The sequence below is a fragment of the Nocardia sp. NPDC003726 genome (genome assembly GCF_053586955.1).
Genome location: NZ_JBSFNF010000012.1, coordinates 144,484 through 157,194, shown reverse-complemented (window position 1 = coordinate 157,194; position 12,711 = coordinate 144,484). Strand labels below are relative to the sequence as shown.

Annotated in this window: 11 protein-coding genes; 6 read left to right on the top strand and 5 right to left on the bottom strand. The window is 69.6% G+C overall.

The genetic code is table 11. The annotated features are described in order from the left end of the window. Positions 1 to 162 precede the first annotated feature (162 nt). The 3 genes from ACWDMM_RS18410 to ACWDMM_RS18400 all read right to left on the bottom strand — a co-directional run bounded on the left by ACWDMM_RS18410 (position 163) and on the right by ACWDMM_RS18400 (position 3,179). Positions 163 to 1,458, bottom strand: a complete 1,296-nt coding sequence (locus tag ACWDMM_RS18410) for a bifunctional o-acetylhomoserine/o-acetylserine sulfhydrylase (protein ID WP_449938525.1) — start codon at positions 1,456 to 1,458, stop codon at positions 163 to 165. Positions 1,459 to 1,504: 46 nt separating this feature from the next. Then, complete coding sequence (locus ACWDMM_RS18405; RefSeq protein WP_195077697.1) at positions 1,505 to 2,020, bottom strand: OsmC family protein; 516 nt, start codon at positions 2,018 to 2,020, stop codon at positions 1,505 to 1,507. A gap of 88 nt (positions 2,021 to 2,108) precedes the next feature. Continuing rightward, entirely contained in the window at positions 2,109 to 3,179 is a 1,071-nt protein-coding gene (locus ACWDMM_RS18400) for an AI-2E family transporter (RefSeq protein ID WP_449938580.1), read from the bottom strand. 206 nt (positions 3,180 to 3,385) lie between these two features. Between ACWDMM_RS18400 and ACWDMM_RS18395 the strand changes: the two genes are divergently transcribed. Further along, positions 3,386 to 4,846, top strand: coding sequence for an SDR family oxidoreductase (locus tag ACWDMM_RS18395; protein ID WP_449938522.1), 1,461 nt, complete (start codon positions 3,386 to 3,388; stop codon positions 4,844 to 4,846). 12 nt (positions 4,847 to 4,858) lie between these two features. On the opposite strand, the gene ACWDMM_RS18390 is transcribed toward ACWDMM_RS18395, so the two are convergent. Then, the gene (locus ACWDMM_RS18390; protein WP_449938519.1) at positions 4,859 to 5,926 is read right to left on the bottom strand and encodes an alpha/beta hydrolase; all 1,068 of its coding nucleotides are present in this window, start codon (positions 5,924 to 5,926) and stop codon (positions 4,859 to 4,861) included. Between the two features lie 150 nt (positions 5,927 to 6,076). Here ACWDMM_RS18390 and ACWDMM_RS18385 point away from each other — a divergent pair, with 150 nt between their 5' ends. The 4 genes from ACWDMM_RS18385 to ACWDMM_RS18370 all read left to right on the top strand — a co-directional run bounded on the left by ACWDMM_RS18385 (position 6,077) and on the right by ACWDMM_RS18370 (position 11,617). Next, a complete protein-coding gene (locus ACWDMM_RS18385) occupies positions 6,077 to 7,582 on the top strand; it encodes a condensation domain-containing protein (protein WP_357108861.1) in 1,506 nt (501 codons plus the stop codon). Next, positions 7,579 to 9,216 carry an MFS transporter gene (locus ACWDMM_RS18380; protein WP_449938517.1) on the top strand — a complete coding sequence of 546 codons (1,638 nt, stop codon included), beginning with the start codon at positions 7,579 to 7,581 and terminating at the stop codon, positions 9,214 to 9,216. The genes ACWDMM_RS18385 and ACWDMM_RS18380 overlap by 4 nt, the downstream gene beginning before the upstream one ends. Positions 9,217 to 9,288: 72 nt before the next feature. Then, positions 9,289 to 10,194, top strand: coding sequence for a glucosyl-3-phosphoglycerate synthase (locus ACWDMM_RS18375; protein ID WP_195077702.1), 906 nt, complete (start codon positions 9,289 to 9,291; stop codon positions 10,192 to 10,194). Positions 10,195 to 10,330: 136 nt separating this feature from the next. Next, on the top strand, positions 10,331 to 11,617 hold the full coding sequence (locus tag ACWDMM_RS18370) for a vWA domain-containing protein (protein ID WP_195077703.1): 1,287 nt from the start codon (positions 10,331 to 10,333) through the stop codon (positions 11,615 to 11,617). Between the two features lie 110 nt (positions 11,618 to 11,727). Here ACWDMM_RS18370 and ACWDMM_RS18365 read toward each other — a convergent pair whose 3' ends face one another. Then, positions 11,728 to 12,003 (bottom strand): hypothetical protein, encoded by a 276-nt coding sequence (locus tag ACWDMM_RS18365; protein WP_039796837.1) that lies wholly within the window; start codon positions 12,001 to 12,003, stop codon positions 11,728 to 11,730. Positions 12,004 to 12,319: 316 nt separating this feature from the next. On the opposite strand from ACWDMM_RS18365, the gene ACWDMM_RS18360 reads away from it, so the two are divergent. Further along, the gene (locus ACWDMM_RS18360; protein WP_195077704.1) at positions 12,320 to 12,613 is read left to right on the top strand and encodes a hypothetical protein; all 294 of its coding nucleotides are present in this window, start codon (positions 12,320 to 12,322) and stop codon (positions 12,611 to 12,613) included. Positions 12,614 to 12,711: the final 98 nt, after the last annotated feature.

Sequence of the window (12,711 nt, the reverse complement as noted above, 5' to 3'; positions counted from 1 at the left end):
GCGCCGAGAGTCGGTCGATGGAAACTGCGGTTGCGGTTCAATTCATCGACGGTAATCAGGAAATCGCGCCCGAAACGGGTTTTCGCCCCGCTGAGCGGCTTCCGATCCGCATGGGTGACCGGGGAAGCGCCCCGGGGCCGATCGGCCCCGGGGCGCGACGCGTCAGGAAGCGGCGTCGAATCCGGCGCGCAGATCGGCGAGGATGTCGTCGATTCCCTCGATGCCGACCGCGAGCCGGACCAGGCCCGGGGTGACGCCCGCGGCCAGCTGCTCTTCCGGCGTCAGCTGCGAGTGGGTGGTGGAGGCCGGGTGGATCACCAGCGAGCGCACGTCGCCGATGTTGGCGACGTGACTGTGCAGCCGCAGCGCCTCGACGAACCGCTTGCCCGCGTCGACGCCGCCGGCCAGCTCGAAGCCGATCACCGCGCCCGCGCCCTTCGGCGCGAGAGCGCGGCCCCGCTCGTACCACGGCGACGACGGCAGTCCCGCGTAGGACACCGAGGTCACTTCGGAACGGGTGGTGAGGAATTCGGCCACGGCCTGCGCGTTCTGCACGTGCCGCTCCACCCGCAGGCTCAGCGTCTCCAGGCCCTGGCTGATCAGGAACGCGTTGAACGGCGACACCGCCGAGCCCAGGTCGCGCAGCAACTGCACGCGCGCCTTCAACGCGTAGGCGGGCGCGCCGAGTTCGGCGTACACGACGCCGTGGTAGCTCGGGTCGGGCTCGGTGAAGCCGGGGAACCGGCCGCCGGTCCAGTCGAACTTGCCGCCGTCCACGATCACGCCTGCGATGGCCGCGCCGTGCCCGCCGAGGTACTTGGTCGCCGAGTGCACGACGATGTCGGCGCCGTGGGCCAGCGGCTGGATCAGGTACGGCGTGGCGACGGTGTTGTCCACGATCAGCGGAACACCGTTGTCGTGCGCGACACCCGCGATCCCCGGGATGTCGAGGATGTGGTTCTGCGGGTTGGAGATCGTCTCGCCGTAGAGCGCCTTGGTGTTCGGGCGGATGGCGGCCTTCCACTGCTCGAGGTCGTCGGGGTCGTCGACGAAGGACACCTCGATGCCGAGCTTGGGCAGCGAGTAGTGGAAGAGGTTGTAGGTGCCGCCGTAGAGCCGGGGGCTGGAGACGATGTGGTCGCCCGCGCTGGCGATGTTGAGGATCGCGAAGGTCTCCGCGGCTTGGCCCGAGGCCAGCAGCAGAGCCGCCACGCCGCCTTCCAGTGCGGCGATGCGCTGTTCCACCGCGTCCTGGGTCGGGTTCATGATCCGGGTGTAGATGTTGCCGGGCTCGGCCAGACCGAACAGCGCCGCCGCGTGCGCGGTGTCGCGGAAGGTGTAGGAGGTGGTCTGGTAGATCGGCAGGGCGCGGGCGTTGGTCGTGCCGTCCGGAATCTGTCCGACGTGGATCTGCTTCGTCTCGAAGCTCCAGTTCTGGGACAGGTCGGGTTCGGTCATCGGGAAGGTCCTTCCTTGTGCGTGGTCGATCTGGTCGGGACGGCCGCTAATCGGTGATCAGCGTGGTGTCGACCGGAGTGCGCCCGGTCGTGAGATCCAGCACGGGGCAGTGCGCGTCGACGGCCTGCTGGAGTTCGGTATAACGCTGCGCGGTCTCGGGGCCGCCGATGCGAACCGTCACCCGCACCGCTTGGAAGCCGGGGCGAACGTTCTCATCCAAGCCGAAGAATCCACGCACGTCGAGATCGCCTTCGGCGCTCACGGCCAGTTCATCGATCGTGATGCCGAGGCGCTGGGCCCAGAACCGATAGGTGACCACTTGACAGGCGATGAGCGACGCCAGATACACCTCGACCGGATTGGGCGCGGTGTCCGCGCCGCCGAGCGCCGGCGGTTCGTCCACGCGCACGGTGTATCTGCCGAGGGAGATCGCGCTGCCCACCGTCCCCTCCGGAGTCCCGGAGGCACGGAACACCACCAGCGCGTTCGCCGGGTCGTCGGCGACCGCCTCGGCCGTCGCGTCGGCGATGTCGTTGAGCGGGGTGCCCACATCAGTTGTCATGTCCACTGACGCTAGGAACCGCGGCGGGCGACGGCGATAGTTACATTCGGACTGAGTACAACGATGGTGCGCGGCCGCGGGCGCTGCGTCAGTCCGCGGGATCGCTGTCCGGTTCCGGCCGCGGCGCGGTGGCCGCGTCGATCTGCTCGCCGACGTAGCGCAGGACGACCGCGGCGATCGCCACGACGGGCACGGCCAGGAACGCGCCGACGATCCCGTACAGCGAGCCGCCCGCGGTGACCGCCAGCAGCACGATGACCGCGTGCAGCTGCATGCTCCTGCTCTGCAGGACCGGTTGCAGCACGTTGCCCTCCAACTGCTGCACGGCGACGACGATGCCGAGCACGATCAGTGCGGTGACGAAGCCGTTGCCGACCAAGGCGACCAGCACCGCGAGGGCCCCCGCGACGAACGCGCCGACCATGGGGACGAATCCGCCCAGGAAGGTGATCACCGCGAGAACCAGCGCCAGCGGCACTCCGAGGATGACCAGACCGGCGCCGATGAGCACCGCGTCGACCAGGCTGACCAGCGCCTGGGTGCGGATGAACCCGCCGAGCACGACCCAGATGCGGCTGAGCACCTCCTCCAGGTGCCTGCCGCTGCGGCTGCCGGAGACGCTGTGCAGCCAGGGCAGGAAATGCGGCCCGTCCTTGACGAAGAAAAAAGTGAGCACGAGCACAAGGAACAGGGTGATCAGCGCCGACGTCGCGGTGGTCACGCCGGTGAACACGCCGCTGGCGATCTGCGCGGAACTCGACTGCAACCGGGACACGATGGCGTCCACCGCCGAATCCAATTGCTCTTCGCGCACTCGCAACGGCGGCCCTTGCAACCAGTCGCGCACCTGGTTGACGCCCTCGCTCGCCTTGTCGGCCAGCTCCGGGGCCTGGTCGACCACCGAGGGCACGATCAGCGCGATCACGCCGGCCAGCACGCCGACGAAACCGAGCACCGCGATCGAGGCCGCCGCGGCGGGCGGCAAGCCGCGGGCGGTGAGCCAGCGCACCGGCGGCCACAGCACGGTGGCGATCACGATCGCCAGCGCCACCGGCAGGATCACCACCCACAGCCGGGCGACCAGGAAGCCGAGCACCCACGCGCCCGCCGCGATCGCGACGATGCACACCGCCCATTTGGCCAGCCACAGCAGGCCCATACCGATGACATCACCGCGATCGGGCGGTGTGGGTTCGTCCGGTCTGCCGCTTTTGCTGCTTTCGCTCACCGGCCCAGTCTGGCACGCCGTCGTGCGATCGAGCAGGGCTCGCGCTCGGCCGATCCCCGTGCGCAGGCGCCGCGGTCGCTGTTTGACCCCTCGGCCCTCGGTCATCACCTGAGCAGGTCATCGGAAGGGTGGTTGCCGTGCGGTGTGTGGTGTTCGGTGCGACCGGCTACATCGGCGGACGACTGGTGCCGGAGTTGCTGCGCGCCGGTCACACGGTTCGCGTGCTGGCACGCACACCCGGCAAACTCACCGAGGCGCCTTGGCGCGATCGCGTCGAGGTGGTGGCGGGCGACGTGACCTCGGCCGCCGACGTGCGCGCCGCGCTCGCGGGGCAGGACGTGCTGTACTACCTGGTCCACTCGCTGACGCGGGCCGATTTCGACACAGTGGACCGGGAGGCGGCCACGCTGGTCGCGGCCGAGGCGGCGCGCGCCGGGCTGACCAGGATCGTCTACCTGGGCGGCATCGTCCCTGACGCCCAGCGGCTATCGCGGCACCTGGCCTCCCGCACCGAGGTCGGCGAGATCTTGCGAGCGGGTCCGGTGCCGGTCCTGGTGCTGCGGGCCGCGGTGATCATCGGTTCCGGCTCGGCCAGTTTCGAGATGCTGCGCTATCTGACCGAGCGCTTGCCGCTGATGATCACCCCGCGCTGGGTGCGCAACCGGATCCAGCCGATCGCGGTGCGTGACGTGCTGTACTACCTGACCGCAGCGGCGACGCTGCCGGAAGGCGCGGGCGGCGCGTTCGACATCGGCGGCCCCGACGTGCTGACCTACCGGCAGATGATGCGCGAGTATGCCGAAGTGGCCCAGCTGCCGCGACGGCTGATCGTGCCGGTGTCGGTGCTGACGCCGTGGTTGTCGGCGCAGTGGGTGAACCTGGTGACCCCGGTGCCGCGCGCGATCGCCGTTCCGCTGATGGAGTCGCTGATCAACGACGTGGTCTGCCGCGACCACGCGATCGCCGACCTCATTCCGGACCCGCCGGACGGACCGACCGGTTACCGGCGGGCGGTGATGTTGGCGCTGCGCAGGATTCGTGATCTGGACGTGCCGACCAGGTGGTCGGACGCGCATCCGCCGGGCGCGCCGTCGGATCCGCTGCCCACCGACCCGGAGTGGTCGGGCGGTTCGCTGTACCGGGACGTGCGCGAACGCCACACCGACGCCGACCCGGCGACGCTGTGGCGGGTGATCGAGGCGATCGGCGGCGAGCACGGCTGGTATTCCTTCCCGCTGGCCTGGTCGCTGCGCGGATGGATCGACCGGCTCGCGGGCGGCGCCGGTCTCGGCCGCGGACGCCGCGATCCGCACCGGTTGCACGAAGGGGAGGCGCTGGATTGGTGGCGGGTGGAGCGGATCGAGCGGCCCCGGATGCTGCGTCTGCGCGCCGAGATGCGGGTTCCCGGCCGGGCGTGGCTCGAGCTCGCGGTGGAGCCGGACGGTCCAGGCGCCACCTATCGCCAATGCGCGGTGTTCGAACCGCATGGGCTGGCCGGACATCTGTACTGGAAGTCCATCGCGCCGTTCCATACGATCGTTTTCGGCGGGATGGCGCGCAATATCACCGGCGCCGCGGAGTCGTCCCGGCCGCGATGACACCGGTTTCGGCTATCCGGTGGCCGGGGAGGCCGCCAGCGCGGCGGCGATGAGCGGCCACGAGTTGTGCAGGTCCTCCTGCCAGTAGCCCCAGGAGTGGGTGCCGGAGGGGCGGAAGTCGAACGTCGCGGGGATGTTCAGTTCGCGCAGCCGATCGCTCAAATCGTGCGCGCACTGGTTGATGATCGCCTCCAGCACGCCGCCGGTGGCGAGCTGACTGACCAGTTTGTCGCGATTTCCGTCGATGCCTGGCCCATCGGGCCGGTCGAACGGTCCCGGTATGCCGGTGCCGGTGGAGACATAGATGGCGGTGCCGCGAAGTTGTTCGGCGTGCAGGTACGGGTCGTTGGCGGCCCAGTGCGGATCGGTGGGCGGGCCCCACATGTTCAGCGCGTTGCCGTGCCAGTGGGCGACGACGGCGGCGACCATGGCTTGGCCCTGCGGATCGCTGGTGCGGACGCATCCGCTGTAGGAGCCGACGGCTCGGTACAGCCCCGGCGCGTTGAGGGCGAGTTGGAATACCGAAGTGGCCGCCATGGAGATGCCCGCGACGGCGTTGGCCCCGTTGCCTCCGAAAGTGGCGTCGATCAGCGGCGGCAGTTCTCTGGTGAGAAATGTCGTCCAGCGTTGCCTGCCGAGGACCGGGTCGTCGGCCTGCCAATCCGCGAAATAGCTACCCTCGCCGCCCATCGGCACGACGACATTGACTTGTTTGTCGCCGAAGAAATCCTCGATATCGGTCCGGTGGGGCCAGTTGCTTCCTTCCGAGCCGCCGCTGGCGCCGTTGAGCAGATACAGCGTCGGCGCGGGTTCGGAATTATCCGGCGCGCGGATCACTTTCACCGGGACGGTGGCGCCCATCGCGGGGGAATGGATCTGCACTTCGATCAGGCGACCGGCGCCCGGCCCGATGCCGACCACTCGGGCGCCATCCGTGGCGGCAGGCGGATCCGGTGCCTGTGCCGTCGGTTCGGCTGTCGCCGCAGGCCAGGACGGTGACAGCGGTGTCGCGGCGAGCGCGATGGCGACGGCGATCGAGGTGATGATCGCGCCCGGCCTGCATGTCGTTCGAGCCCGCACGCGAGACCTCCGAACCTGTTTCGTGCATTTCGTGGTGGCGAACGTAGGGCGCGGTCGCACCCCCCGGCAAGCACTGGCGCGCATTCTTGGGAGACTCGACGAGCCGTCGGCGCGGCCGGCTGGTGGTGGTCACAAGATTTCGTGCAACCCATGGTCGCCGGACGACCGGAGTCGTTAACTTTCCTGGGGGTTCAGCCGAGGATTTCTCCTCGCAAGCACGAATCGAGAACACCAGTGGTCAATTTCGGTTTCATCGACGAATGGCAGCCGACGGCGGGAAAGCTCACCAGTTGGCGTGCGGCGCCGGAATCGCTCACCGCGGCGCGCCGTGCCCCGGTTCATCCTGCGCCGCCGTCACATCAGCAGGAGGAATATCTGCGCACCACGCACCGCAATGCCGATGCGGGCGTGCGCACTTCGCGGGTGTGCATGATCGCGTTCACGATTCCCGGCGTGCCGGATCATGCCGCGTTCACGCGAACGGTCGAGGCATTCCTGCGCAGGCACGACACGTTCTGGAGCCGGTTCGTCCTGACCGAGGACGACCGGGTGGAACGCAGGGTGCTCGACCCCGCCGACATCCGGGTGGCGGCGACCGAGCACGGCGTCTACACCGACAGCGACGCCATCCGAGCGCATGTGCTCACCGAGACGCCGGGCCCGCTGGACTGGGACTGCTTCAGCTTCGGCGTCATCGAGCACGCGGAAGCGTTCACGGTGTACGCGGCGGTGGATCACCTGCACACCGACGGCGTGGCACAGGCGCTGTCGTGCGTGGACCTGCTGACCCTCTACGGCAGTGAACTGTCCGGCGGCAGCCTGACGCCCGCGCCGGTGACCGGTCACATCGCCTACTGCGAGCGCGAGCGCCGCTACAGCGCCGAGCTCGCCGCCGACTCACCGCAGATCGCCGTCTGGCTGGATCTGCTGCGACGCAACGGCGGCGATGTTCCCGGCTTCCCGGTGGATCTGTGGGTGGACGGCGACGAGCACGTCCGGGGCGCCCAGGTGACGACCGTTCTCATCGATGAGCCGGGTGCGCTGCGCTTCGAGGAGGCCTGCCGCGCCAACGACGCCCGGTTCACCGGGGGCCTGTTCGCCGCGGCCGCGCTCGCGGAGACCGAACTGGCCGGTGGTGACTGGTATTTCGGTCTCACACCGGTGAACACGCGTCGTACCGAGGGCGAGGCGGCATCGGTCGGGTGGTACACGAATCTGATCCCGGTGGCCTTCCCGGTGAACGCCGACCAGTCGTTCACGGACGTGGCTGCCGCGGCTCAGCGGGCATACGACCAAGGCAAGGACCTGACCGACGTGTCCCTGCACCGGGCACTGCAACTTGCGCCGCCGGAGCTCGGCATCCGCACCCGCCCGGGTTGGTCCGCACGCATGCTGTCCTACCTGGACATTCGCAAGATGGCCGGCGTGGAGATGTTCGACAAGATCGACGGCGGCATGTTCGCCAACCGCGGCAGCTCGCGCGAGGTCTACATCTGGGTCAACCGGTTCACCGATGTCACCACGCTCAGCCTGCTGTTTCCCGATACCCCGCAGGCGCACGAGGCGATCGGGCGCTACGTCACCGCTATGCGGGCGATCGTGGCCGACGTCGCCGCGAAGGGCGACCGCGCGGTGCGGGTCGGCGCCCTGCCATGAGCACACCGGCGAGCACGACCACCGCGACGCCGACGGCGGTCTCCGGCTCGGGTGCGTGGGCGGCGCTGGGCGCGTGCCTGCTCGCGGTGTTCATGCAGATGCTGGACATGACGATCGTGAACACCGCGCTACCGAGCATCGCCACGGAAATGGCGGCGCCCGGTTCGGCGCAGGTGTTCGTCGTGGCCGGCTACAGCCTGGCCTTCGCGGGCACGCTGATGACCGCCGCGCGGGTCGGGGAGTCGGTCGGGCGGCGGCGGGTCTTCCTCGGCGCCATGGCGGCGTTCACCATGGCCTCGGTGTGGTGCGGCCTGGCGCACCTGCCCGGTGAGCTGATCGCCGCGCGCGCGGTCCAGGGGCTGTCCGCCGCCGCGATGTCCGCGCAGGTCATCGCCATCATCAGTGCGGTGTTCCCGAAAGCGCGGCAGCCATTGGCCTTCGGGCTCTACGGAGCCGCCGCCGGGCTCGCGGCCATCGTGGGGCCGCTGCTCGGCGGCGCGATCATCGCCTCCGATCCGTTCGGCCTCGGGTGGCGCGCGATCTTCCTGCTGAACGTTCCGCTGTGCGTGCTGGGCTTGCTGCTGGCGCACCGGCATCTGCACGTCGGCAGGCCACCGGGTCGGGAACCGCTGGACGTCGCCGGCGCGCTGCTGGCGACCAGCGGGCTGGTCGCGGTGCTGTACCCGCTCGCGGCCGGGCGCGAACAGCGCTGGCCGCCCCAGCTGTTCGGGTTGCTCGGCGTCGGGCTCGGGCTGCTCGTCGTGTTCGTCTGGCACCAGCGCAGGCGGCTGCGGGCCGGGCAGAGCCCGCTGCTGCGGATCGATCTGTTCGCCGACCGCGGTTTCGCGGTCGGCTCCGTGCTCACCCTGTTGTTCTTCGGGATCTTCGCCGCGTTCTTGTTCACCGTGTCGGTGACCGTGCAATCCGGGCTGGGATTCACCGCGCTGCGGACCGGAATCCTGGTGCTCCCGTTCGCCATCGGTGGCGCGTGCGGCGCGCTGACCTCGCCGATCGTGGTGGCGCGGCTGGGCAATCGTGGGCTCACCCTCGGTGTGCTCGGGTTCGCGGTCGCCATCGTGGTCATCGCGATGACCGTCGATCCCGCCGACGCGGCGATCGATCCGGGGCGCCTGGCCGTTCCGGTGTTCGCCGCAGGAGCCGGGATGGGGCTGTTCGCCGCGCCGCTGCCCGCGGCCATGATGGCGGGGGTCGCGGAACGGGCGACCGGGTCGGCCTCAGGAACGGTGCCGACCGTGCAGCAGATCGGCAGTTCGCTGGGCGTCGCGGTGCTCGGCGCGCTGTTCTTCCGCCGGGTAGACGCCGACACCGGCCTCGGCGTCGAGCACGCGAAAGCCGTACTCGCGGGATCGTTTTCGGACTCATCGGCTACGACCGCGCAGCGCGACGGCGTCGTCACGACGTTCGCCGACTGCGCCGAAGCGGCGCTGCGTTCGCCGACCCCGCACCTCGACGCGCACACCTGTCCCGGCGCGGGAGCGGATCTGGCCGGACAGATCGCCGCCGCCCACACCTTCCTCGCCGCCTGCGTCACCGTGCTGTGGGTGGTGGCGGGAACCGCGCTGGCGCTCGTCGCGCTCAGTCTCGCACTGCCGCCGCGGGGGGAGCCACGGTGACCTCCCCGCCTCGCCGAGACGCACCCCGGCGAGCGCCAACCGCTCGATGGACCAGCGAAAGGACACTCGCGCATGACGTCGGCAGCGCCCGGCATCGTCCACTACGACCGTGCCTGGTCGCACGACGAGCTTCTCGAACGCAAGCGGCACCGCACCGTCTCGGTGGTCGTGCCCGCCCTGAACGAGGAGGACACCGTCGCGGAGGTGGTCGCCTCGATCCGCGACCTCGTCGGCACCCTGGTCGACGAGCTGATCGTGCTCGACTCCGGCTCCACCGACCGGACCGCCGCCCGCGCCAGAGCGGCGGGCGCGACCGTCTATTCCCGGGAACAGGCGCTGCCCGCCGTACCGCCGTGTCCCGGCAAGGGTGAGGTGCTGTGGCGGTCGCTGGCGGTGGCCTCCGGTGATTTCATCGTGTTCGTCGACGCCGATCTGGTCGCGCCCGACCCGAGGTTCGTGCCGTCGCTGCTCGCACCGCTGCTGTCGGACGAGCGGCTACGGTTGGTGAAAGGGTTCTATCGCCGCCCTTTCGGCGCCGCCGCGGACGGCGGTGGGCGCGTCACCCAGCTCGTGGCCCGGCCGCTGCTCGCCGCGCTCGCGCCGGAACTGGCCGAGTTGCGCCAGCCGCTGGGCGGAGAGTACGCGGCCACCAGGGAACTGCTGCGGTCGTTGCCGTTCGCACCCGCCTACGGCGTGGAGATCGGCATCCTGATCGACACGTGGCGCAGGCACGGAGCGCGAGCCATCGGGCAGGTCGATCTCGGCGCCAGGGCGCACCGCAATCGGCCGCTGCACGAACTGGCCGAGATGAGCAGGCAGGTGATCGCGACGCTGCTCGACCGGCTCGGTATCCCCGATTCGGGCGCAGCGCTGACCCAGTACCTCCCGGACGGCTCGAGCTGGCGTGCGGTGCGGGGAGCGGCGCCCGCGCCCGACCGGCCGCCGATGGCCACGCTGACCGGCACCGGCGTCCGATGACGGCGGGGCGCGCCCCGCGCCGGAATCGTCGCAGGCCCAACCGCTAGCGGCGCGGCGAAGACTCCGCATGCTCGCGAGCCCGGCCTTACCCTGATCCGGTTGGGCGTTTCACGAGCGACGACGACTGGGAGTCTCGGTGGGCACGGCATTGGTCAAGGGTCACAACGGTGTACTCGACGCGGCTCACGTGCTGGTTTCGGTACGCACCGAGGCCGCGGTCGATGTGTCGGCGCTCCTGGTGACCGAAGCGGGCCGGGTGCGATCGGACGCGGATTTCGTGTTCTTCAATCAGCCGAGCGCGCCGGGTGTGGCGCTGGGCGCGGGAACACCCGGCACGCTCTCGGTCTCACTCGGCGATCTGCCCGCCGATATCGCGCAGGTGCGCGCGGTGCTCACCCTCGACGATCCGGCGCGGACCTTCGGCGGGTTCGCGCCTCCGGTCGCCACGGTGGCCGACCCGACGGGAAACATCCTGTACGAGTACCGCATCGAAGGGTTGGGCAGCGAATCCGTGGTGATCGCGCTCGAACTGTATCGCCGTGGAGGCGCGTGGAAGGTGCGCGCGGTGGGGCAGGGCTATGCGGGCGGGTTCGCCGCGCTGGTCACCGATCACGGTGTGAGCGTGGACGAGGAACCGGCCGGTGCGGACGTTCCTTCCCCGGATCGGGCCGGGCCGGGGGTCGCCCCGGCGGCGGAGGTGTTCACCGTTCCCGGCGAGGCGAAGCTCTCCTTCGAAAAACGCGCGACGCTGGACCTGCGCAAGCGCGAGGTCGCGAAAGTCCTCATCGACAAGGCCGCTTTCGGTGTCCGGGCCCGGGTGGTCCTGGTGATCGACAAGACCGGCAGCATGCAACGGCAGTACCGCGACCAGGTGGTGCATCGCGTCGTGCAGCGGATGATCCCGGTGGCCACCCAGCTCGACGACGACGGCGTCCTGGAGGCGTACCTGTACGCCCTCTCCTTCGCCAAGCTGCCCGATATCACGGTCGAGCACGGTGACGAGTGGGCCCGCACCTATCTGCATCTCGGCGGAACCCACGGCGACATCGATTACGACCGGCTCGGCGGCCGCAACGACGAACTACCGGTCATGCGCGACATCATCGACTCGTTGCGCCCTGGCGGCCGTCCGACGCTGGTGTTGTTCTTCACCGACGGCGGGTTCGCCAAGAAACGCGAGATCGCCGCGCTGATGCGCCGGGCCTCGCTGCTGCCCGCCTTCTGGCAGTTCGTCGGCCTCGGCCGCGCCAACTACGGTCTGCTGCGCGCTCTGGACGAATTGTCCGACCGGGTCGTCGACAACGCGGGCTTCTTCGCTCTCGACGACATCGACCAGGTCGACGACGCGCAGCTCTACGCCCGATTGCTCGGCGAGTTCCCGGACTGGCTGCGCGCCGCTCGGCATGCGGGCATCCTGCGCTGATCGCGCGAAGGGACGCGTCGATCACCGCGGCGGCAGACCCTGCCCGCCGCACACTGCCCGCTTGTTATAGCGAAAAGCTATGACGGTGTGTGTTTCCGGTTCGCGGCGGCTCAGCCGATGACGGCGTTCATGATGGTGCCCGCGCTGGTGGCGATCACCCCGCCGATCATGGCCCCGGCCACCATCTTCGGTGACTCGAGCCCGCCGCCGGTCCACTTCTCCCAGGCGAAGCGGCCACCGGCGTAGATGATGCCGCAGATGCCCGACAGGAGCACGAACCACGTCAGGTAGCGGACCAGTTGGAGGAACTTGTCGGAGATCGGCGGTGCTTCTGGAGTGGGGTTGCCGATCTGCGCCAGGGTGTCGTAAGCGGCGGCCAGGATCATCGTCGTTCGCTCATTCTGGATTCGGGACAGGGGCAAGTGATTCGCTGAGAAGATCGTATCCGTTCGTTCGCCCCGACGCAGTCAGGTCCAAGCAGCGCAGGGAAGTTCGTGTTTCCCGCGCCATCGGCCGGGTAGCCGGACCTGTGAGCGTGCTGCCCGTTCCACCGCTGGGCGCGAACGTCGCACGCAGTGCGCGCACCGCGGCGGCGTCTGTGCCCGTATCCTGGTTCGTGGCCGAATTCATCGGTGGTCGAACGGCTTTCGCAAAGCGGCTGGTCGGCGGCAGGGTTGTATTCGAGCGTAGAGGGAGTAAACGGTGAGCATCATTCTGGCGTCGGTCGGCGATTCGTTCACGACGTTGGCGCAGATCGGCAATCCGACCCCGGAGGCGCCGCCCCTGGCGGACAAGCTCTTACAGTTCGTCCGGTACCTGACCTGGTTCGCTCTCGCGTCCGGCATCGTCAGCATCATCTACGCGGGCGGCAGATTCGCCTGGGAGAAGTGGAGCGGCGGCGGATTGCAGTCCCCGAAGATGATCGCCGGCGCGATGATCGGCGGAGTGGTGGCCACCAGCGCGGGCACCATCATGAACACCGTGCTCGAGTTCTGAGCGCGGGCGGTGCGGCCCTGCTTCTCGCGCGTTCGGCGGCGAACACGCGGTGAACGGGCCGCACCGGCCGTGATCGCGGGGGTCTGCCTCGGACCTCG

Coding starts and splice junctions, on each gene's coding strand:
- ACWDMM_RS18405 (WP_195077697.1), bottom strand. CDS start 2,020: ATGACAACTGATGTGGGCACCCCGCTCAACGACATCGCCGACGCGACG.
- ACWDMM_RS18365 (WP_039796837.1), bottom strand. CDS start 12,003: ATGATCCTGGCCGCCGCTTACGACACCCTGGCGCAGATCGGCAACCCC.
- ACWDMM_RS18380 (WP_449938517.1), top strand. CDS start 7,579: ATGAGCACACCGGCGAGCACGACCACCGCGACGCCGACGGCGGTCTCC.
- ACWDMM_RS18375 (WP_195077702.1), top strand. CDS start 9,289: ATGACGTCGGCAGCGCCCGGCATCGTCCACTACGACCGTGCCTGGTCG.
- ACWDMM_RS18385 (WP_357108861.1), top strand. CDS start 6,077: ATGGTCGCCGGACGACCGGAGTCGTTAACTTTCCTGGGGGTTCAGCCG.
- ACWDMM_RS18410 (WP_449938525.1), bottom strand. CDS start 1,458: ATGACCGAACCCGACCTGTCCCAGAACTGGAGCTTCGAGACGAAGCAG.
- ACWDMM_RS18400 (WP_449938580.1), bottom strand. CDS start 3,179: ATGGGCCTGCTGTGGCTGGCCAAATGGGCGGTGTGCATCGTCGCGATC.